The sequence below is a fragment of the Actinoplanes sp. NPDC023936 genome, from assembly GCF_040639325.1.
In the GTDB taxonomy this organism is placed as follows: domain Bacteria; phylum Actinomycetota; class Actinomycetes; order Mycobacteriales; family Micromonosporaceae; genus Actinoplanes.
On the sequence record NZ_JBEZZR010000018.1, the window covers coordinates 1 to 20,959 of the forward strand.

The 20,959-nt window shown below is 73.0% G+C and carries 18 protein-coding genes; 6 read left to right on the forward strand and 12 right to left on the reverse strand.

All coding sequences use genetic code 11. The features are described 5' to 3' along the window. Nucleotides 1–516 precede the first annotated feature (516 nt). Genes AB0F72_RS22920 through AB0F72_RS22935 form a run of 4 tightly spaced genes read right to left on the reverse strand, consistent with a single transcriptional unit; the run spans nt 517 to nt 5,994 of the window. On the reverse strand, nt 517–1,494 hold the full coding sequence (locus AB0F72_RS22920; RefSeq protein ID WP_360434851.1) for a hypothetical protein: 978 nt from the start codon (nt 1,492–1,494) through the stop codon (nt 517–519). Next, nucleotides 1,481–4,018: an FtsK/SpoIIIE domain-containing protein gene (locus AB0F72_RS22925; protein WP_360435093.1), complete on the reverse strand. Its 2,538-nt coding sequence runs from the start codon at nt 4,016–4,018 to the stop codon at nt 1,481–1,483. Before AB0F72_RS22925 ends, AB0F72_RS22920 begins: the two co-directional genes overlap by 14 nt. Before the next feature lie 57 nt (nt 4,019–4,075). Beyond that, entirely contained in the window at nt 4,076–5,377 is a 1,302-nt protein-coding gene (locus tag AB0F72_RS22930; RefSeq protein WP_360434854.1) for a hypothetical protein, read from the reverse strand. 8 nt (nt 5,378–5,385) lie between these two features. Further along, the gene (locus tag AB0F72_RS22935) at nt 5,386–5,994 is read right to left on the reverse strand and encodes a DUF4126 domain-containing protein (RefSeq protein ID WP_360434856.1); all 609 of its coding nucleotides are present in this window, start codon (nt 5,992–5,994) and stop codon (nt 5,386–5,388) included. Nucleotides 5,995–6,048: 54 nt separating this feature from the next. Here AB0F72_RS22935 and nucS point away from each other — a divergent pair, with 54 nt between their 5' ends. Further along, nucleotides 6,049–6,708 carry an endonuclease NucS gene (gene nucS / locus AB0F72_RS22940; protein WP_360434858.1) on the forward strand — a complete coding sequence of 220 codons (660 nt, stop codon included), beginning with the start codon at nt 6,049–6,051 and terminating at the stop codon, nt 6,706–6,708. A gap of 118 nt (nt 6,709–6,826) precedes the next feature. On the opposite strand, the gene AB0F72_RS22945 is transcribed toward nucS, so the two are convergent. From AB0F72_RS22945 to AB0F72_RS22955, 3 genes are read right to left on the reverse strand one after another with little or no spacing between them, the layout of a single operon-like run. Next, nucleotides 6,827–8,302, reverse strand: coding sequence for a DUF6297 family protein (locus AB0F72_RS22945; RefSeq protein WP_360434860.1), 1,476 nt, complete (start codon nt 8,300–8,302; stop codon nt 6,827–6,829). Beyond that, the gene (locus AB0F72_RS22950) at nt 8,299–8,928 is read right to left on the reverse strand and encodes an ATP-binding cassette domain-containing protein (protein WP_360434862.1); all 630 of its coding nucleotides are present in this window, start codon (nt 8,926–8,928) and stop codon (nt 8,299–8,301) included. Before AB0F72_RS22950 ends, AB0F72_RS22945 begins: the two co-directional genes overlap by 4 nt. 21 nt (nt 8,929–8,949) lie before the next feature. Further along, nucleotides 8,950–10,443: an aldehyde dehydrogenase family protein gene (locus AB0F72_RS22955; protein ID WP_360434864.1), complete on the reverse strand. Its 1,494-nt coding sequence runs from the start codon at nt 10,441–10,443 to the stop codon at nt 8,950–8,952. A 53-nt stretch (nt 10,444–10,496) separates the two neighbouring features. Between AB0F72_RS22955 and AB0F72_RS22960 the strand changes: the two genes are divergently transcribed. Further along, nucleotides 10,497–10,829, forward strand: coding sequence for a hypothetical protein (locus tag AB0F72_RS22960; protein WP_360434866.1), 333 nt, complete (start codon nt 10,497–10,499; stop codon nt 10,827–10,829). A 15-nt stretch (nt 10,830–10,844) separates the two neighbouring features. Next, on the forward strand, nt 10,845–11,627 hold the full coding sequence (locus AB0F72_RS22965) for an alpha/beta hydrolase (RefSeq protein WP_360434868.1): 783 nt from the start codon (nt 10,845–10,847) through the stop codon (nt 11,625–11,627). On the opposite strand, the gene AB0F72_RS22970 is transcribed toward AB0F72_RS22965, so the two are convergent. The 4 genes from AB0F72_RS22970 to mce all read right to left on the reverse strand — a co-directional run bounded on the left by AB0F72_RS22970 (nt 11,624) and on the right by mce (nt 16,733). Beyond that, nucleotides 11,624–12,772 (reverse strand): AI-2E family transporter, encoded by a 1,149-nt coding sequence (locus AB0F72_RS22970; protein ID WP_360434870.1) that lies wholly within the window; start codon nt 12,770–12,772, stop codon nt 11,624–11,626. The genes AB0F72_RS22965 and AB0F72_RS22970 overlap by 4 nt on opposite strands. 137 nt (nt 12,773–12,909) lie before the next feature. Beyond that, on the reverse strand, nt 12,910–14,337 hold the full coding sequence (locus AB0F72_RS22975; protein ID WP_360435095.1) for a Laminin subunit beta-1: 1,428 nt from the start codon (nt 14,335–14,337) through the stop codon (nt 12,910–12,912). Between the two features lie 254 nt (nt 14,338–14,591). Continuing rightward, complete coding sequence (locus AB0F72_RS22980) at nt 14,592–15,986, reverse strand: cell division protein DivIVA (protein WP_360434872.1); 1,395 nt, start codon at nt 15,984–15,986, stop codon at nt 14,592–14,594. Between the two features lie 279 nt (nt 15,987–16,265). Beyond that, nucleotides 16,266–16,733 (reverse strand): methylmalonyl-CoA epimerase, encoded by a 468-nt coding sequence (gene mce / locus AB0F72_RS22985; RefSeq protein ID WP_360434874.1) that lies wholly within the window; start codon nt 16,731–16,733, stop codon nt 16,266–16,268. Nucleotides 16,734–16,816: 83 nt separating this feature from the next. On the opposite strand from mce, the gene AB0F72_RS22990 reads away from it, so the two are divergent. Both AB0F72_RS22990 and meaB read left to right on the forward strand, forming a co-directional pair. Then, nucleotides 16,817–18,028 carry an acetyl-CoA C-acetyltransferase gene (locus AB0F72_RS22990; protein WP_360434876.1) on the forward strand — a complete coding sequence of 404 codons (1,212 nt, stop codon included), beginning with the start codon at nt 16,817–16,819 and terminating at the stop codon, nt 18,026–18,028. Then, the gene (gene meaB, locus AB0F72_RS22995) at nt 18,025–18,981 is read left to right on the forward strand and encodes a methylmalonyl Co-A mutase-associated GTPase MeaB (protein ID WP_360434878.1); all 957 of its coding nucleotides are present in this window, start codon (nt 18,025–18,027) and stop codon (nt 18,979–18,981) included. Before AB0F72_RS22990 ends, meaB begins: the two co-directional genes overlap by 4 nt. Nucleotides 18,982–19,075: 94 nt before the next feature. Here meaB and AB0F72_RS23000 read toward each other — a convergent pair whose 3' ends face one another. Further along, entirely contained in the window at nt 19,076–19,660 is a 585-nt protein-coding gene (locus tag AB0F72_RS23000; RefSeq protein WP_360434880.1) for a PadR family transcriptional regulator, read from the reverse strand. Nucleotides 19,661–19,713: 53 nt separating this feature from the next. Here AB0F72_RS23000 and AB0F72_RS23005 point away from each other — a divergent pair, with 53 nt between their 5' ends. After that, the gene (locus AB0F72_RS23005; protein WP_360434882.1) at nt 19,714–20,955 is read left to right on the forward strand and encodes an NAD(P)/FAD-dependent oxidoreductase; all 1,242 of its coding nucleotides are present in this window, start codon (nt 19,714–19,716) and stop codon (nt 20,953–20,955) included. The last annotated feature ends 4 nt before the right edge of the window (nt 20,956–20,959 follow it).

A 20,959-nucleotide genomic window follows, 5' to 3' on the forward strand; every position in this document is an offset into this window, starting at 1 on the left:
TGACCACCCGCACCGACCTCGCAGCACACGCAAGCAACGCCGGAATCAACCCCACCAGCTTGATCAAAGCAGCGAGTTATTAATCGACGGGTCCTTATCGGGCGTGAATACCGCTCTGGGCTACGGCTGGGTGTCGCGAGCCGTAGCTGGGGCAGGCTACCGAGGCGTTTTACCTGCGTGAGCTACGGCTCGGAGGCGCGGGCCGTAGCTGGGGCAGGCTACCGAGGCGTTTTACCTGCGTGGGCTACGGCTCGGAGGCGCGGGCCGTAGCTGGCGCTGGTGTGGGGCCGTATTTGCCTGCGTGGGCTACGGCCGGGTGCCGCGAGCCGTTGCTGGGGCAGGTTATCGGGCCCGCTGCGTTACCGGTCTGGGCTACGGCTCGGCGACCTCGGCGACCTCGGCGACCTCGGCGACCTCGGCGACCTCGGCGACCTCGGCGACCTCGGCGACCTCGGCGACCTCGGCGGCTACGGCTCGGCGACTACGGCTCGGCGGCCTCGGCGAGCGCGTGACCGCTCAGCGCTGGCCCGCGAACGCCAGTGACAACGCTGTTGCCGCTGCCATCCCGCCGAGCAGTGTCAGGCCGATTCCGCCGATGTCGAGGCGGGCGTGCAACCTGCGGTGTGCCAGCCAGGCGGCCACCGGTACCCCGGTCGACGGCGCCACCAGGAATCCGAGCCACCCCACTCCGCGGATCACCACGCCGGCGAACACATCCGTACCCCCGAAGGTCACCAAGCCGACGGCGACCAGGCCCGCAAGCGTCGCGCAGAGCGCGCCCACCAGCGGCAGCAGCGGGAACACCCACCGGGTCAGCCCGGGCCGCGCCGGCCGGGCGGTCACATCGATCCGCTCGGCGGCCCGCGACAGCAGCGCGCGCGGCGACTGCCGCCCCGGCACGAGAGCGCCCGCACCGAGGCCGCCAACGCCGATGTCACCCGCGCCGATGCCAGCCGCGCCGAAGCCGGCCGCGCCGATGCCACCGGCGCCGAAGCCGGCCGCGCCCATCCCAGCCGAGTCGATGCCGTTCGAGCCACCCGCGCCAACGCTGGCCCCGCCACCCGCGCCAGCCCCGTCGCCAGCCCCGCCGCCCGGGCCGGCGCTGCCCGGGGCGGCCCCGCCGGGCCCGCTGATGCCGGTCGCCTCCGGCCGGCGTTGCAACGCCACCCGGGGCATCGCCTCGATCGGGGCCGGCTCCGGCACCTCGCCGAGCGCGCGCACCCGCATCCCGCGGGCCCGGCGCAGCTGGTCCCAGAGCCGGGCCGCCTCCCGGTCCACGTCGAGCACCTGGGCGGCGGCCGCCCCGGCCCAGCGGTCGGCGGTGAGCGCGTCGTGTTCGGCGCGGGCCAGCTCGCCGGCCGCCCGTGACGCGTGGTCCTGGTATGCCTGTTCGGCGTTGTCCAGCTCGCTGTCGCGGCGGCGGGACACCTCGGAGAGGGCGCTCACCATCAGCTGGTAGTCGCGGCCCAGGGGCTGCCGGTCACGTGTGGTCACTGTTCACCTCGTACGGGATGATCACTTCGGGTGTGCGGTGTACCGAACGGTCGAAGAAGAGCGCCCGCCGGTTGCGCGGGTACCAGACCGGGCCGCCGGGCTGCGGGTACAGCGGGGCCAGGTCGGCGCCGGGCACATCGAGCGCCACCCAGGCGCCGATCGCCTCGAATCCGGCGCCGAGCCCGCCCAGGTCGTCGCGGAGCCGGGGTACGGTCCGCCACCACCCGAGCACGTGGGTGCGCCGCTCCGGGCCGGTGTCGAGCAGCGCGCGCAGCGACTCCCGGTGTGCGGGCCCGGCCGCGTCGAGCGCGTACCCGAGGACGTAGTGCGGCACGTCGGTGACGGGCAGGTCGAACGTGACGTCCGCGGAGTCGTACCAGTCGGCGGCGGGCAGTTCGGCGACCAGCCTGGCCGCGGCGCGTTCCGCCTCCGCGGCCAGGCAGATCACGCTGAAGTGCGCGGGACCCTGCGCGGCCAGCGAGAGCGCGGCCGCGGCGAGCACGTCGCCGGCCTCGTCGGTACGGGCGCCGAGCACCGCCAGGTTGCGCCCCGGCATCCGCCCGAGCCGCAGCCGGGCCGGTTGCGCCGCCACGTCGATCCGCTCGCCCAGCACCGCGCCCGGTGACGATCCGACCGGGTCGCCGGCGCCCGGCAGCCGCCCGGCCGGCCGGTACGCGGCGGGCAGGCGCGGCACCGCGTTGCCGTCGAAGAGCCGCGGCTCCTCGCAGCCGACCGGCCGGGAGCGCCAGAGCCGGCGTTGCAGGGTGCGCCAGACGGTGCGGTCACCGGCGTCCGGGAGCCGGACGATCCGGTTCGCGCCGGGCGCTCCGGACTCGGTGTTCACCACGGCGTGGTAGCGCGGGATCACCGCGGGCGCCAGGTTGTCGTCGGTCAGCACCCGGCGGGCCTTGGGCAGCGCGATCCGCAGCGGCACGTGGCCGGCCAGCGTCTGCACCCCGATCGTGTCCGGCGAGGCGAGGATCAGGTGCACGCCCTGCGGGCCGCCCCGCCGGGCCAGGTCGGCGAGCAGGCCGGTGGCCTCCTCGGCGACAGCGTCGCGCCCGGTGGTCAGCGTCTGGAACTCGTCGATGACGGCCACGATGCGGGGCCAGTGCCCGTCCGGGGCGGCGGCCCGCAGCCCGGCGAGCGAGCCGGCGCCGTGCAGCGAGCGGGCGCGCACCTCCTCGGCGAGGTGCCGCAGCATCGCGAGGCCGAACTCCCGGTCCGCGTTGACGTTGACCCCGGCGAGGCGTACCTGGGGGAGCCAGCTGGGGTCGCGCGAGCCCGGCGCGTACCGGGCGAAGGACACCCCCTCGGAGAAGCCGAGCAGGTAGAGGGCGAGTTCCTCGGGGCCGTACCGGGTGGCGAGCGAGCCGAGCCAGACGTGGATCAGGTTGGTCTTGCCGGAGCCGGCCGGCCCGCCGATGAGCACGTGCGGGTACGCGTCGCCGAGCGGGACCTCGACCATCGTCCCGTCGGTGCAGTCGCCGATCGGCGCGGCCAGGCCGTGCGCGGCGGACGCGGCCCAGAACTTGGGCGGCTCCAGGTCGCTGAGCCGGGCCGGGGCCGGTCCGGCGTGCAGCCGGTCGGCGGCCGCCTTGCAGAACGCGGTGACCCGGTCGGCGGGCGGCGGCGGGTCCAGCGTGATCGCGAGCGGGCCCAGCGAGTCGCAGAACGCGGTCTGCTCGTGCACCACGACCCGTTCCACGCTGCCGATGTCCTCGACGTCGAGGCCGCGCACGATCAGGTGAACCCCGCTGGCCACCCCGGTACGCACCACCCGGTCGAGCTGAGCCCGCTGGACGGCTGTCATCTCGGCCGCGGTGGCCCGATCGGCGAGCAGCACCACGAGCCGCCACGGCTCGGTCCGCGGCCCGGGCATCCCGTTGATCCGGCAGATGTGCTCGACCAGCTCGTCCAGAAGGGACCCGAACGCGCCGGGTCCGACGAGCGCGGGCCCGAGCGGCGCGAACGGGGCGAGGGTCCCGCCGAGTTGCTCCGGGTCGTAGACGGTGAGCTGCACGTCCCCGGGCCGGGTGCTGCCGAGCGCGCGCAGCAACAATCCGGTGATCATCTGATCGAGGGCCGGCGCCGGGCCGCTCAGGTGCAGATGCGCGGCGCCGAGCAGTGGCACCAGCGCGGGCAGGGCGGCCGTCTCCTCGAACGCGATAGTGCCGATCCGCAGCAGGCCGGGGCGGTCGCCCGGTTCCGGCTCGCTCGGCGCCCACACCCGCCACGGCGCCCCGGCCGCGCCGGTGGCGCTGACCGTGGCGAGTCCGCGCAGGTGCCCGGCGAGCCGGACGGCCTCGCTGCGGTACCGCCGCTGAATGTCGTCTCGGGCGGCCTCCCGGGCCGCGGCCAGCTGAGTCAGGCAGGTCGCGTACGCCTCGCGCACCATCCGTTTCCGCTGCTGGGCCTCGCCCCGTGCGGATTCGGCGGCGGCCAGCACCGCCCGTGCGGTGCCCCGAGCCTCGGCGAGTTCCTGCCGGACAGCGGCGACCAACGCGTTGCGGTGACTACCCACGCGCACCCCCGGAGTCCATGTTGGGGGAGTTTAGCCACATCTGCCCAATTAGGGCATTTAGCCGTTGCGTGTCGCCGTGAGGCTCTGTTCCTCCCACAGCCGGCCGGCCACGATCATGGCGGCTTCCTGCTGCCACTGGCGGGTCACGTCCCGGGGCACGTACCTGCGGAACCAGTCCACCGCGAGCCGTGCCTCGCGGCTCATGCCGTCGGCGCGCGGCCGCCGCGCATACGGGTTGAGGCCGAGCACGCAACAGAACTGCAGCACGTTGTAGTACCGCCACTCGTCCGTGGTCCCGAACGGACCCGGCGGGCGCAGCGCCGACACCGACTCCCGCAGCACCGCGCGCAGCTCACGGGCCCGCGCCCGGGGCTGGTCCTCCCGGCCGGCCAGCCGCCGTTCCACCGCCGGCAGATCCGTGAGCGGGCTGCGGGTCAGCCGGTCCAGATCGCCGAAATCGGACAGCGCCCGCCGGGTCAGCCGCAGGAACTCCGGTTCGCTGATGCCGTCCAGCCGGCGGCGCTCGCGGCGCCGCAGCAGCGCGTCCGCGTTGAGGAACAGCGCGGCCCGGTCCGTCCGCAACGGACCCTCGTCGGCCAGCGCGACCCGATCCAGCAGACGCCGCACCCGGCTGCCCAGCCCGGCGCCGGCGGCCACCACCGCCAGGATCAGGAACTGGAGGACCGCCACCACGTCGTCGCCGTCCGTCAGCATCATCGTGACCGCCGCCGGGACGCCGGCCAGCACGGTCACCGCGATCGCCCCGGTCAGCGACCGCCGCAGGTCCGGCCGCAGCCGCTCACCGGTCTCCACCGCGTGCGCCACCGCGATCAGATAGCCGGCCGCCAGCAGATCCACGCCGAGCGCCGCGAGCGCCGGGATCTCGGTGCCCGGCGCCGGCACCAGCAGCAGGGCCAGGGCGGCCGCGTAGAGCACCGCCAGCATCGTCATCGCGGCCGGCAGACGCGGCGGGAACACCTGCGCGCGCAGCCGCCACAGCAGCGACAGCGCGCCGGCCAGCGGGGTCAGCGCGACCAGCCGACCGGCCGGCGGCAGCGCGACCACCATCACCAGGAACAGCACCCCGAGCACCAGCGCGCCCCGGTCGATCGACCGCCGTTCCCGTGGCGTCAGCGGCAGCAGCGCCACCACCGCGCCCGCCCAGCCCAGCGCCGGCAGGCAGAGCCAGATCTGGGCGGCCGCGCCGCCGGGTGCGAGCGTCCAGATCACCAGCCCGATGGCGTACGCCCCGAGCGCCGCCGCCGCCCACCGCAGAACCGTCCGTCGTGGATCACGCCCGACCAGATAGCAGGCCAGCCACGCGGTGAGGGCGAAGACGGGAACGGCGAGAGCGGGCACCCGAAGAGTCAACCAAAGAGTTGCCGGGTCTCGACAGCCGCCTTTTTCTGCCGGCGTTTCCGGAACACCCAGAACGTGGCCCAGATCAGCACGCCCAGCCCGATCAGCACCAGGACCGGCAGCACGATCGCCACGATCGACATCACCACGCTGCTGATGTCCTCCGCGGTGCTCGCCACCGGCGCGCCGACCCCGGCCGTCGTCGCGTTCACCACCGGGCGGCTCGCGGCCTTCACCCCGTGCACAGCGAGCGCGATCACCGCACCCGCCACGATCGGCACCCATTGATGCGAGCTGAAGAACGAGCCCGGGTCGGTGACGGTGACCGTCTCGGCCGTCGAGCCCGCGCCGAACGCCAGGCCGCCGGCGGTCGGGCGGACGAACGTCTGCACCGCGTCGTTCAGGTGGTCGACGACCGGCACCTTGTCGGCCACCACCTCGATCGCCAGCAGGATCGCGAGAATCGTCAGGGTCCAGCCGTTCGCCAGCCAGGCCCAGCCGGACGGCAGGTCGATCGCGCCGGTGAAGCGGGCCAGCAGACCCATCGTCAGCAGAGGTATGTACGCATTCAGGCCGGCGGATGCCGCGAGGCCTGTGCCGGTCAACACTTCGAACACGCTCTCAGCATGGCACCGGCACGCACGCCGCGCAGGGTCGGATAGTGTCGTCCGGTGCGCTTGGTCATCGCGAAATGCTCAGTGGACTACGTCGGACGGCTGTCCGCCCACCTCCCGCCCGCCGTGCGGCTCCTGATGGTGAAAGCCGACGGGTCGGTGTCGATCCACGCCGACGACCGGGCCTACAAGCCGCTGAACTGGATGAGCCCGCCCTGCAAGCTGCAGGAGGCCCCCGGTGTGTGGAAAGTGGTGAACAAGGCCGGCGAGGAGCTCCGGATCACCCTCGAGGAGATCTTCCAGGACTACTCGTACGATCTGGGCGTCGACCCGGGCCTGGTCAAGGACGGGGTGGAGGCGCACCTGCAGGAGCTGCTGGCGGCGCACCCGGAGACGTTCGGCGAGGGCTGGACGCTCGTCCGCCGCGAGTTCATGACCGCGATCGGGCCGGTCGACCTCCTCTGTAAGGACGCGGACGGCGGCTCGGTTGCCGTCGAGGTGAAACGCCGCGGCGAGATCGACGGGGTCGAGCAGCTGACGCGGTACCTCGAACTGATGAACCGGGACCCGCTGCTGGCGCCGGTGAAGGGCGTGTTCGCGGCCCAGGAGATCAAGCCGCAGGCGCGGGTGCTCGCCACCGACCGGGGGATCCGGTGCGTGGTCGTGGACTACGGCAAGCTCCGCGGCATGGACCGCGACGAGCTGACCCTCTTCTAGCGCCCGAGCGTGTGGATTTCGGGCGCGATCCGCGCCTCAACTCCACACACGGGTTTGGTCCGTTGGGGCGTGTCGAGTGGGGGTGCGCTCCGCGCCTGAAATCCACACGCCGCGTGTGTCAGCGGGCCGTCAGCTCGGTGCGGTCCTCGGCCGTGGTGACGTTCAGGTAGGCGCGGGCGCCGAGCAGCGAGATCCCGGCCTGCAGGAGCACCGACGACCACGGCAGCGGATCGTTGCCGGCCAGGGCCAGCACGGCCGGCAGGCCCAGGATCAGCAGGTCCGGGCCGGCGACCGAGTTGACCAGCGGACCGGTGGAGACCGTGCCCATCGGGGTGTCCAGCGCCAGCAGGTCGTTGCGGACGAAACCGACCCGGGCGTGCCGGACCGCCGCCGCCGCGCCGGCCGGCGCCAGGGCGAGGCCGAGCGTCCACCACGGGCCGTCGGGGAGGTTCCCGGTCAGCTGGAGCAGCGCCAGCGCCAGCGTCCCCCAGATGCCGGCCAGCGCCAGCGGCACCCAGAAGCGCTGGTGGATGACTTGCCGCGAGGTCAGGCCGAGCAGCCGGGCGAGCACCGGGTTGCCGGCGTCGGTGCGGATCGTGGCGGTCGAGGTCTGTGCGGCCACCATCATGCCGGCCAGCAGGACGATCGCCAGCAGCCAGTGCGGCGCCGAGGTCAGCAGCAGGGGCAGCGTGGTGGCGCCGAGCAGCCAGAGCAGCCGGGGGCGCCGCCGCCCGGCCAGCAGCAGGTCCTGCCCGGTCAGCACCGGGAGCCGGGCCGGCGGGCGGGTGGAGCGCAGGCGGCGGTTCGCCCAGTACCGCCGTTCGAGCATGTCGGTGACCCAGGACGGTTCCATGCCGAACGCCGCGTCGAAGAGGGTGCCGGCGGTCTTCGCGGACTCCAGGATGCGGTCGTTGCGGGTGCGGGCCAGACCCCGTACCAGAAGGGTGAAGCCGGCCACGACGACGGCCGTGAGCGCACCCGTGAGCGCAACCAGCGACGCGGCTGCGGGCGGGCCACCCAGCGCGGGTGGCGTCCATCCGGCCGCCTCGGCGACGAGCTCGGCCAGGCCGATGGCGAGCGCCAGCGAGGCGAGGTGGTCGAACGCGGCGGAGCTCGCGGCGAGCAGGAAGATCAGCAGGCCGAGGACCGCGCCGGCGGCGACGAGCAGGGTGGGCAGCGCGTCGCGGGAACCGGCGTGCCCGAGCACGGCGAACGCTGCCGCGGCGCCGGTCAGCGCCGCGCCGGCCGCGCCGAGGCGCACCGAGGGCAGCAGCAGGCGGCGGCGGCTCACCGGGGCGGTGAGCAGGAAGTACGCGGCCGGGCGGCTCAGCGTGATCGGGCCGAGGCGGCGCAGCGCGAGGTAGAGCAGGGCGGCGCAGATCACCGACACCGAGAGCGCGGCGACACCGGAGAGCGACGGGGCGGCCGGCCAGAAGATCGCGGTGAGCTGGACCTTGAACACGGCCGCGCCGATCGCCACGCAGAGCACCGCGATGTAGACGTTGCTCAGCGTGGCGCCGCGCTCCCGGTGGGACGCCTGGGTGCTGCGGATCCAGCGCCGGAGCGGGCGTAACGCGACGGCGGAGCCGGTCACAGGGCGTCCATCGTGGTCACCGTGGCGCCGGACGCGGCCGCGAACGCGTCGTCGTGGCTCGCCATCAGCAGCGAGCCGCCGGTCGTCAGGTACTCGGCGAGCATCGCGGCGACGGCGGCCTTGCCGTCCGGGTCGAGGCGCTGCTCCGGCTCGTCCAGGATCAGCAGGGAACTGGGCCGGATCAGGGCCAGGATCAGCGTGAGCCGCTGTTTCTGGCCGGACGAGAGCGACGGCGGGATGGCGTCGGCGTGCCCGGCCAGGCCGAACCGCTCGAAGGCCTCGTCGAGCCCGGCGCCGGCCGGATCCTGGCCGTGCGCGCGGCAGATCAGCTCGGCGTGCTCGCGGGCGGTGAGGCCGGGGTACCAGGTGGGCGGTTCTACGGTGGTGACCACGGCACGCCAGAACTCCGGGGTGTCGCCGGGCTCGGCGCCGAAGACCCGGATCTCACCGGCGTCCGGCTGCTGCAGACTGCTCACGCAGCGCAGCAGCGTGGACTTGCCGATGCCGTTCTCCCCGGTCACGCAGATCCCGGCGCCGGCCGGCAGAACCAGGCCGACGTCGACCAGGACCGGCGTGGAGCCGTAGCTGACGTGCAGACCGCTGACCTCGACCGCCGGATGATCCACCCGACCAGACTAGGACAGGCCCTAAGGCTTGCGGCCGTAGAGGAGCCGCAGGGCCTTGACGATCTGCCCGACCTGGGCCGGGGTGCGCTCGAAGGTCATCGCCGGGAGCAGGGACTTGGCCCGCCGTACGGTGATCGCCTTGGCCCGGGCGAACTCGCGCAGCCCGTCCTCGCCGTGGATCCGGCCGAACCCGGACTCGCCGACGCCGCCGAACGGCAGGTTGCCCATGCCGACGAAGGTGAGCGTCCCGTTCACCGCGACCATGCCGGAGCGCAGCCGCCGGGCGATCCGGATGGCGTTCTTCTTGCCGAAGACGGCGCCGCCCAGCCCGTACGCGGTGTCGTTGGCCTTCTCCACCGCCTCGTCCGCGTCGCGCACCTTGGTGATCGTCAGGGTCGGCCCGAACGTCTCCTCCCGGATCTCCGACGAGGTCTCCGGGACGTCGACCAGGACCGTCGGGGAGACGTAGGGCGCCTGGACGGCCGACGCGCCACCGAGCACCGCCCGGCCGCCCTTCGCGAGGGCGTCCTCGATGTGGTCGCGGATGATGTCGACCTGCTTCGGCATGGTGATCGGCCCGATCTCCGTGCCGGTGCGCAGCTTGCCGGCCTTCTCCACCACCGCGTCCACGAACCTGTCGTAGACCGGGGCGACCGCGTACACCCGCTCGATGCCGATGCAGGTCTGCCCGGCGTTCGTCATGGCGCCCCAGACGGCGGCCTCGGCGGCGGCGGTCACGTCCGCGTCGGCGTCCACGATCAGCGCGTCCTTGCCACCCGCCTCGATCACCACCGGTACCAGGTTCTCGGCGCAGGCCGCCATCACCTTCTTGCCGGTGGCGGTGGAGCCGGTGAACGCGACCTTGCCGACGCCGGAGCGGCAGAGCGCGCCGCCGACGTCGCCCAGCCCGTGCACGGCCTGCAGCACCGGGTGCTCGGGGACGATCTCGGCGAACGTGTCGGCCAGCCACTGGCCGACGATCGGCGTGTACTCGCTCGGCTTGAGGACGACGGTGTTGCCGGCCGCCAGCGCGCCGCTGATCGGGCCGACCGGCGTCACGACCGGGTAGTTCCACGGGCCGATCACGCCGACCACGCCGAACGGCTGGTACTCCAGGTGGCCGGCGTGCTCGGCGAGCAGCAGCCGGGTGCGCACCCGGCGGGGGCCGAGCACCCGTTTCGCGTTGCGGGCGGCCCAGTCCAGGTGCTCGACGGCGGCGGTGACCTCGATGATCCCGTCGGTGATCGGCTTGCCGGCTTCCCGGTGCGCCAGCTCGGCGAGCTCCTCGATCCGCTCGACGAGCAGCGTGCGCCAGCGCAGCAGCCGCACCTTGCGCCCCTCGAAGCCGAGGCCCTGCCACCAGACGGCGGCCGCTCTGGCGCGTTCGACGGCGGCCACGACGGCCTTCTCGTCGGAGATCGGTACGCGACCGGCTTCCTCGCCGGTGGCCGGGTTGGTGGAGATGAGCCAGCCGTCCTCGATCACGGGCAGGCCGGGAACGTGAGTCGCCGTCATGTCCGGAGTCTAGGGTGATTGTTACTGAACAGTCACTACGTACTCTTGGAGTTGTGAGCCCCCGCCGCAATCGCCCTCTCAAGAAGAAGCACTATGCCGAGGAGCCGGGTCCGGATCGTCCCGGTATCACCGAGCAGCGCGTCCAGCAGTACCAGGACGGCGAGTGGATGGTGCGCAACATCTTCGGGCAGGCGGCGGTCAAGATCTATCGGTGCCCGGGCTGCCTGGGGGACATCCGTCCCGGCGTCGCGCACATCGTGGCGTGGCCGGCCGGCGGTTACGGCGACGAGTCCGACCGGCGGCACTGGCACACCGGCTGCTGGCGGGCGCGGGACCGGCGCGGCCCGGGGGTGGAGCGGTCACGCAACGCCCCCCGTTACGGATGAAGGATCATCGAGGGCATGAGCAACCAGATCCGGGCCAACTCGATCCTCCCCGCCCACCGCGAGGAGATCGAGCTGCACACCGCGGACGGCGTCACCCTCGTCGGTGAGCTGGCCCGCCCGCTCGACCGCGAGCCGGTGGCCACCCTCGTCTGCCTGCACCCGCTGCCCACCCACGGCGGGATGATGGACAGCCACATCTATCGCAAGGCGGCGTGGCGGCTCCCGGCCCTGGCCGGGATCGCGGTCCTGCGTTTCAACACCCGAGGAACTTCTTCGGTACGGGGTACGAGTGGCGGCTCCTTCAGCAACGCCGTGGACGAGAAGTTCGACGTGGCCGCCGCGATCGAGTACGCGGAGTTCGCCGACCTCCCCGGCATCTGGCTGATCGGCTGGTCGTTCGGCACCGACCTGACCCTGATGTACGGCCTGGACCCGGCGGTGACCGGCGCGATCCTGCTCTCCCCGCCGCTGCGCTTCTCCCAGCCCGAGCACCTGCGGGCCTGGGCCGACGCCGGCAAGCCGCTCACCGCGATCATCCCGGAGTTCGACGACTACCTGCGCCCGGCCGAGGCGAAGGAACGGTTCGCCGCGATCCCGCAGTGCGAGGTGCTGCCGGTCGAGGGCGGCAAGCACCTCTGGGTCGGTGACGCCGAGACGATCCTCGACGAGATCGTCCGCCGGGTCGCGCCGGAGGTGCCCACCCCGCTGCCGGCGACGTGGGACGGGCCGATGGAGACGGGCGACATGAACGCGTACGCGGACCGGACCACGGCGGCGTTCAAACCGCTGGACGGCTAACGCTCGTCCAGGCTGGGGACCAGCACCTCCCGCATGATCAGCTGGATGGCGGCCACCATCGGGATCGCGACCAGGGCGCCGATCACGCCGAACAGCCCGACCCCGACCAGGGCCGCCACCAGCGCCGCCACGTCGCTCACCTTGACCGAGCGGCGCATCACGTTCGGGTAGATCAGGTAGTTCTCGACCTGCTGGTAGACGATGAAGAACACGATGCAGACGACGCCGTCGGTGATCGAGGACGCCAGCCCGACCAGGCTGACCACCACGGCGCCGAGCGTCGCGCCGATCTGCGGGATCAGGTCACAGACCGCGACCACCACGGCCAGGGCGAACGGGTACGCCAATCCCAGCGCCAGGGCCAGCGCGAACGTGCTCACCCCGGCCAGGATGGCGATCGCCAGGGCACCCACCATGTACGCGCCGACCTTGGTGAGGATCTCGTCGGTGAGCAGCCGCACCCGCTCGCGCCGCGACGCCGGGACGATCGAGTAACCGGTCTCCTTGATCCGCTCGAACGCGGCCATGAAGTAGATCGTCAGCACCAGCACGGTCAGGATGTTGAAGACCGTGCCGAACAGCAGCCGGGCGCCGCCGACCACACCGCCGACCGCGTTGCCGACGGTGCCCGCGTTGATCGCGCTCTGCACCTTGGTGACGACGTCGTAGCGCTGGATCAGCTCGTTGACGGTCTCGCTGCGCCGGAAGCTCTCGATCGTCTCGGGCGCGTTGTTGATCAGTTCGGTGGTCTGCGTGACGAGCGGCGGTATCAGCGCGATGATGCCGCCGACCAGCAGGCCGACGACGGCCAGGGAGACGATCGTGACGGCCACGCCACGGCGCACGCCCCAGCGGCGCAGCCGTTCCACGGCCGGATTGAGGCCGATCGCCAGGAACAGCGCGATGAAGATCAGGACCAGGATCGAGGCGGCGTTGCGGACGCCGAGGAAGAGCGCGTACGCCAGGATGGCGCCGAGTCCGAAGAGGAATCCGAAGAGGAACGGGCTGCGCCGGTTGAGCGGCCGCCCTGGCTCACCGAAGCGGCCGTCGTCGTCGCTGCCGGAACCGGCCGCCGGATCAGGGGGAACGGGCTCGTCGGCGGGCTTCGGAGCGGGTTTCTCGGCAGGCGTCTCGGACGACACCACCGGACGCTATCGCCGACACGCCGCCTCCGCTACCCGGGCGGAGACGGCGTGTCGATGATCGCTTTCCGGTGTTGCCCGGCGTCGGCCGGAGCCGGCTTTCCCGGTCGCCCGGCGTCGGCCGGAGCCCGCTTTCCCGGTTACTCGGCGTCGGCCGGAACCCGGCTCGCCTGCGGGACCGTCACCTTCGCCGAGGCGGTGACCTTGGCCGGCGCAGCGGCGGTGGCCGGCACCGGCTGGGTGGCCTGCGCCGCGGGTTTCTCCGCGGCCGGTTTCTCCGCGGCGGGCTCGTCCTCGGCGTACCCGTCCTGGGGCTCGGGCGAGGCGGCCGCCGCCATCACCGCTGCGGCAGCGAGCTCGGCCACCCGCTTCGCCTCGCGCTGCACCTGCCGGCGCACCTCGGCGGCGTGCCGCTCGGCGGCCTCGCCGGCCCGCTCGGCCTCGGTCACCCGCTTGAGCTCGGCCTCCAGCTTCTGCTGGGTCTCGGAGAGACGCTGCTGGACGCGCTCGCACTCGGTCTCCGACTCAGCCGCCTGCTGCTCCGCAGCGACCCGGCGAGCCTCCGCCTCGGCGATCTTCGCCTGCGCGGCCTCCAGATCACGGCCGGCCTGGGCGATCTTGTCCTGCTGAGCGGCGATCTCCTTGCGTACGGCGGTCGCCTGCTCGTCGGAGCGCCGGAGCACCTCTTCGGCGTACTTGTCGGCCTCGCTGCGCAGGTCGGCGCACTGCTTCTCGACGCCGGACCGCATCTGGCCCAGCTCCTCGAGCACCGAGTGCCGGCGCAGGGCCAGCTCCTGGTCCACGGCGGCCTTCAGGTCGGCGGCCTCCCGCTCGGCGGCGGCCCGCTTCGCGGTGATCTCCTGCTGCGCCTTCTCGCGCAGCGCCTTGAGCTCCTGCTCCGCCTGGACCCGGGTGGACTGCACGTAACCGTCCACTTCGGCCTTGGTGCGCTGCGCCTCCTGCACCGCCTTGTCGGTGAGGTGCTGCGCCTCGTTGCGCGCCCGGTTCAGCGTCGCCTCGGCCTCGCTGCGCATCTGCTCGGCGTTCTGCCGGGTCGCGGCCAGGGCCTTCTCGGTGGCGGCGCGCTTGGCGGCGTCGGCCTTCTCCTCCTCGGCCCGGCGCGCGGCCAGGGCGATCTCGAAGTCCCGGATGCCGTCGTGCGCGTGCGCCTCGGCCTCGGCCCGGATCCGCTCGGCCTCGGCGAGCCGGCTCGCGATGTCGTCGGTCGCCGATGCCTTGATCGCCTCGGCCTGCTCCTCGGCCAGCGCGAGGATCTGCTCGACACGGGGGCCGAGGTGCCGGAACGAGACCTGGCCGACCGCGCCGGACTGCCGCCGGACCTGGGTCATCTCCTGCTGCAGCCGCTCGATCTGCGCGCTCATCGCCTGGATCTGCGAATACGCCTGCTCGCGCTCGGCGGCCAGCGCGGCGATCTCGTTCTCCGCCCGCGCCACGTATCGCTCGACCTGTTTCTTCTCGTAGCCCCGGAGGGCGGTCTCGAAGCTCGGCTCGGTGGCCGAGTCCCCGCTGAGACCGAAGATTTCACCGCCGTGCGACATGCTGTCCATCCTCACATACGCATCGTCCCGAGGCGTGTGCATACACACCGGGCTGGCAGGGACTATGCGGCTAGTTGCGATTGTGCGGGCATTTGCGATTTGTCTGACCCGGGCTTGCCACGACCCAAGGCTACGCGGCGAAAACGAGCGAGGCCGCACCGGAGAAACTCCGATACGGCCTCAATTACGCCACGACCGTCCGGCGAATTCACCGTCGCGTACTCACGGCGGCTCCGCAACCCGAGGGCGACGCGTCGAATATCTCAGGAGTTGGTCTGAGCCGTCACCGGTTCGTCACCGGCCTCGGCCTGGTCATCCGCCTCAGCGACCGGCTCACCGGACTGCTGAGCGGGCGACTGGGTGGCCGGCTGGGCGGGCTGCTCGGGGGCACGCTGCGCCGGGGCCTCGGCCGGCTTGGCGGCCGTCTCGGCGGGCTTGGGCGCGGCCGCCTCGGCCACCGCCTTGACCGCCGCGGCGCCGCCGACGCCCGGCACCAGACCGGACAGGCCGGAGAGCATCTGCCCCAGCTGGTTGGTGACCGCGTCCTTCTGCCGGGTGAGGTCCTCGACCTCGCGGCGGGCGGCCTGGGTGGTCAGCTCGGCCTCGGTGCGGGCCTCGCTGAGCAGACGGTGGGACTCGGTGCGCGCCTCGGTGACGGTCTTCTCCGCGAGCGCGCGGGCTTTCTCGACGGCCTCGGCGGCGCTGCGCTCGGACTCGATCCGGCGGCTCTCGGCCCGCTGCTCGATCTCCTTGGCGCGGTCCTCGGCGGCGCGGGCCCGCTCCTCGGCCTCGGCCACCATCTTCTGGGTGGCGGCGATCTGCGCGGCGTGCCGCTCGGACTCCTCGCGCTCGGCCTTCTCCCGCCGCTCGGCGATCTCCAGGGCCAGCGCCTGCAGGTCCTTGTCACGCTTGTCACGTGCGTCGGTGAGCAGCTTGGTGGCCTCGGCGCGCTTCTCCTCGGCCTCGCGGGCGGCCTTGGCCCGGGCCTGGGTGATCTCCCGCTCGGCGGTGGCCCGCATCGAGGCGACCTCACGCTCCACGGTCGACTTCAGCTCGGCGACCTCGTGCGCGGTGACCGTGCGCAGCTGCTTGGTCTCGCGGTCCGCGTCGGAGCGCAGCGTGTCGGCCTCGCGGCGGGCCTGCACCCGGTTCTCGGCGGCCTCGCGCTCGGCGTGGGTCCGCAGCTGACCGGCCTCCCGCTCGGCGGTGGCCTTCATCGCGGCGGCCTCGGCCCGCGCCTTGTCGGTGATCTCCCGCGCTTCGAGGCGAGCCGCGGAGAGGATGCCCTCCGACTCCCGTTTCGCCTCGTTGCGGTGGTCGTTCGCCTGCTCCTCGGCGAGACGCAGGATCTGCTCCACCCGGGTGCCCAGCCCGGAGAGCGTCGGCCGGTTGTTCTCCTCCAACAGCTTGTTGGAGTCCGCGAGTTTCTGCTCCAGCGCGTTGAGCCGCTGCTCGGCCTGGCGCAGACGACGCTGGGCGTCGTTCATCCGCTGCTCGGCCTCACCGCGAGCCTGCTCGGACTGATTCAGCGCGGCGAGCAGCCGGCCGATGTGTCCGTCGACCTGGTGACGGTCGTAACCCCGCAGAACCACGGTGAAGTCGTGCTGCGAGTTAGCGGTCTCGAAGAAGGCCAGGTTCTGATCCTGCTGCTGGGGCATTGCGCCATCCTGGCGAGAAGGGGACGGACATGCAAGAGCGGACGGGCATCCGAACCGCATCGTAGATCAGCTTTGACCAGGACCGTAGCCGGGTACCGGGCCGAACGGATGCGATGCTCGACTCACCGGTCAATTCGCTGTCCTCCCGCTGTCACCTGCCCAGTCGGGGCTCTCCGTGACCGCGGTCGGTCCGGGTGTGTCGTCGGAGCTGCTCAATGCTCTCGATCCTGCCAGGCCGGTCGGGATGAGTCAGGTCAAATCACCCGACCGGCGTACCCGTCAGGCCGGCTCCACCAGCTCCACCAGGACACCACCGGCGTCCTTGGGGTGCACGAAGTTGATCCGCGATCCGCCGGTGCCCCGGCGTGGCGTCTCATACAGAAGGCGCAGCCCGCGAGCCCGCAGCTTTGCCGCGGCCACCTCGACGTCGGCCACCGTGTAGGCCAGTTGCTGCAGGCCGGGGCCGCTGCGGTCGAGGAACTTGGCGATCGCCGAGTCCGGGCGCAACGGCGCGAGGAGCTGGATCCGCGGCCCGCTGTCGTCGCCGACCGCGAGCATCGCCTCCCGTACGCCTTGCTCCTCGTTCGTCTCTTGATGCACGCACCGCAAACCCAGGTTCTCCGCGTAGAACCGGATCGCCGCGTCCAGGTCGGCGACCGCTATCCCGACGTGGTCGATGCGCAGCAGTTCGACGTCCGAGAATGTGAGATTCTCGGGGGCACTGTTACTCGATGAGACGTCCGTCATCCGGTTAGTCTCGGGCCTGACCCATCGTTAAGGCCAGACGGGTGTCTCCTCAGCACTCGGTCGACGCAGATCGGATCGTGACCGTGACCAGCTCCGTCATCGTCAGTGGCGCCCGGACCCCGATGGGGCGCCTGCTCGGCAACCTCAAGCATCTGACCGCCACCGCCCTCGGCGGTCACGCGATCGCCGCCGCCCTCGAGCGCGCCGGCGTCCGCCCCGACCAGGTGCAATACGTGATCATGGGCCAGGTGCTGCAGGCCGGCTGCGGCCAGATTCCGGCCCGGCAGGCCGCCGTCGCGGCCGGCATCCCGATGACCACCCCGGCCGTCACCGTCAACAAGGTGTGCCTCTCCGGGCTGGACGCGATCGCCCTGGCCGACCAGCTGATCCGGGCCGGCGAGTTCGACATCGTGGTGGCCGGCGGCATGGAGTCGATGACCAACGCCCCGCACCTGCTCACCGACTCCCGCCAGGGCAAGAAGTTCGGTGACGTGACAGCCCGCGACCACATGGCCTTCGACGGCCTCACCGACCCGTGGGCCGGCATCTCGATGGGCGAGGCCACCGAGACCAGCGGCACCGGGCTGGGGATCACCCGCGCCGAGCAGGACGCGTTCGCCGCGCTCAGCCACCAGCGTGCCGCCGCCGCCCAGCGCGAGGGCAGGTTCGCCGAGGAGATCGCCGCGGTCCCGGCCGGCGGCCGGGGCGCCACCGGCCCGGTCGACACCGACGAGGGCGTGCGCCCGGACACCACCGCCGAGTCGCTCGCCAAGCTGCGTCCCGCCTTCACCGCGGACGGCACGATCACCGCGGCCTCCGCCTCGCCGATCTCCGACGGCGCCGCCGCGGTGGTCGTGATGAGCAAGGCCAAGGCCGAGGAGCTCGGGCTCACCTGGCTCGCCGAGATCGTCGCGCACGGCAACGTCGCCGGCCCGGACAGCTCGCTGCAGTCCCAGCCGGCCAACGCCATCCGGCACGCCCTGGACAAGGCCCGCCTCTCGGTGGACGATCTGGATCTGATCGAGATCAATGAGGCGTTCGCCCAGGTGGTCATCCAGTCGGCGCGCGAGCTCAAGGTGAGTGAGGAGATCGTCAACGTGAACGGCGGCGCGATCGCCCTGGGCCACCCGATCGGCATGTCCGGCGCCCGGCTCGCCCTCACCCTGGCCCTGGAGCTGCAGCGGCGCGGCGGTGGCCTCGGCGCGGCCGGCCTCTGCGGCGGCGGCGGCCAGGGCGACGCGCTGATCCTCAAGGTGCCGGCCGGCGCGCCGGTGACCGAGGCCCCGGCCGCGTGAGAAGGTCCCGCGACGTCCCCTCTCTCGTCGCCGCGGCGAGAGAGGGCGATCCGCGGTCCGTCGCCCGCCTGATCAGCCTCGTCGAGAACGGCGATCCGGCGCTGCCCGAGGTGGCCGCCGCGATGGCGCCGTACGCCGGCCGCGCCCAGGTCGTCGGCCTGACCGGCGCGCCCGGCGTCGGCAAGTCCACCACCACGAACGAGCTGGTCCGGGCGCTGCGCGCGACAGGCGCCCGGGTCGGCGTGCTCGCCGTCGACCCGTCCAGCCCGTTCACCGGCGGCGCGATCCTCGGCGACCGGATCCGGATGCAGGACCACAGCGCCGACCGGGGCGTCTACATCCGATCCATGTCCAGCCGCGGCCAGCTGGGCGGCCTCTCGGCCGCGACACCCCAGGCGGTACGCGTCCTGGAGGGCGCCGGCTGCGACGTGATCCTGGTCGAGACGGTCGGTGTCGGCCAGGCCGAGGTGGAGATCGCCTCGCTCGCCGACACCACCCTGGTGCTGCTCGCGCCGGGCATGGGCGACGCGATCCAGGCGGTCAAGGCCGGCGTCCTGGAGATCGCCGACGTCTTCGTGATCAACAAGGCGGACCGTCCCGGCGCGGACATCACCTACCGCGACATCCAGGGGATGCTGGCCCTCGGCGAGCGCGGTCCGGGGGAGTGGCGGCCGCAGGTCACCCGCGCGGTGGCGGTCAAGGGCGAGGGCCTGGACGACGTGGTTGCCGCGATCGCCAAGCACCGCGACTGGCTGGAGAGCAGCGGCAACCTGCGGACCCGCCGCGAGCGCCGCGCCGCGGCCGAGGTGTCGGCGCTGGCGCTGGGCGCCTTGCGGGCCCGGATGGGCGACCCGTCCCAGGGCACCACGCTGAACGAGCTGGCCGCGAAGGTGGCCGCCGGCGACCTCGACCCCTACGCGGCAGCCGACGAACTGCTCGCCGGCCTCACCTGACGCCCGCTCCGCCGCGCCGCCCTCTCGCGATCTTGGCGAGTTGTTGGCCCGCGTGGCAGCCGCGATTCGCCTGGATCGGGGTGGGCAGCGGCGGCTAGCCGCTGAAACGCCGCAGCGTCTCCTCGATCAGCGCGCGGTCCCAGGTGAGCCGCCCCGACTCCAGATCCGCCGTCAGGGCGCGGAGCCAGGCGATCTCGGCGCGGAGCAGGACGACGCGGTACTCGTCCTCGACCAGGAAGATCCTCGGCAACCCGGGTGGCGCCTGCGCCTCGATGCCGGCGGCCCGGTCCGCCAGCGTGGTCAGCCGGCGGCTCAGCAGCTCGGCGGCCTCGGCCGGGCTGAGCATCGGCAGGAACGCGAGCGCCACCGGGAACTCCGGGAACTCGCGGGCCGGTTCGGGCAGCGTCTCCAGCACCCACTGCCGCAGGGTGGCCGTGCCCTCCTCGGTCACCTCGTAGACCGTGCGCTCCGGCCGTCCCGCCTCCCGGCTGGTGCCGCCGGGGCGAACCATGCCGTCCCGGACCAGGCGGTCGAGCGCCTGGTAGACGCTGTTGCGCTGGGCGACGTTGACCAGCTGGTCCTGCCCGCGCTCCTTGATCATCTGCTGCATCCGGTACGGGTGCATCGGCGCCTCCACCAGCAGCGCCAGCAGGACCATCGCGAGGGGGGACCGCTTCATGGCGCACAGAATAGGCCTTGACGATTCTTAGTCATGGCATCAATAGTCATAACATGACTAATAAGCCGAGAGCCCTGATCGCCGGCGGGGGCATCGCCGGAGCCGTCGCCGCCATCGCGCTGCATCGAGCCGGATGGGAGCCGCGCGTCTTCGAGGCCCGCGAGCGCGGCGCCGACGAGCGCGGCGCCTTCCTGACCGTGGCCGTCAACGGCGTGGCAGCCCTGCGTGACCTCGGCCTCGACCCCGAGCGGGCGCTGGCGGCCGGCTTCCCCACGCCGACCCTCGCGATGCGCAACAGCCGGGGCCGGCAGCTCGCGGTCCTGCCGCTCGGCGGTCCGGCCGCGGACGGTTCCACGACCACGACCATCCGGCGTGCCGACCTCTACGCGGCGCTGCGGTCCGCGGTGACCGAGCGCGGCATCCCGATCGAGCACGGCCGCCGGGCGGCCGGCTTCACCGAGCACCCGGACGGGGTCACCGCGTCGCCGGGGCTGCCCGGCGCGGCCCGGCGGTCCGGCGGGGTGAGCGTGACGTTCGAGGACGGCGGCGCGGCGGAGGGCGAGCTGCTGGTCGGCGCGGACGGTATCCGGTCCCGCATCCGCGCGGTGCTGAACCCGGGCGCCGCCGAGCCGGCCTACCTCGGGCTGCTCAACGCCGGCGGATTCACCGGCCGCCCGGTCGACGCCGGCGCCCCGGGCCTGGTGCAGATGGCCTTCGGCCGCCGAGCCTTCTTCGGCTGGGTGGCCGAGCCGGCCCCGCAGAGCCGCGTCTGGTGGTTCGCCAATCCGCCGCGCCGGGCACCGGTCCGGCCCGGCGAGTTCACCCCGGAGACCTGGAAGCACTACCTGATCGACCTCTTCGCCGGCGACGACCTGCCGGCCGCCGAGATCATCCGGGCCAGCGACGAGGTGCTCGGCCCGTGGAACACCGAGGACCTGCGCCGGGTGCCGGTGTGGCGCTCGCGGCGGACCGTGCTGATCGGCGACGCGGCCCACGCCGTCGCGCCCTCGTCCGGCCAGGGCGCGTCGATGGCGATCGAGGACGCGGTCACCCTGGGCCGGTGCCTGGAGGCGATCGGCGATCCGGCCGTCGCGCTGGAGCGCTACGAGCGGCTGCGCCGGGCCCGGGTGCGGAGAGTCGTCGCGCACGGCCGCCGCAACGGCAGCGGCAAGACGGCCGGCCCGATCGGCGCGGCCCTCCGCGACGCGATGTTCCCGCTGGTGGCGCGGATGCTGACCAGAAAGGGCGACCCGCAGGCGTGGATCTTCGAGCACCGGGTCCCGGAGCTCGTCTGAGGGG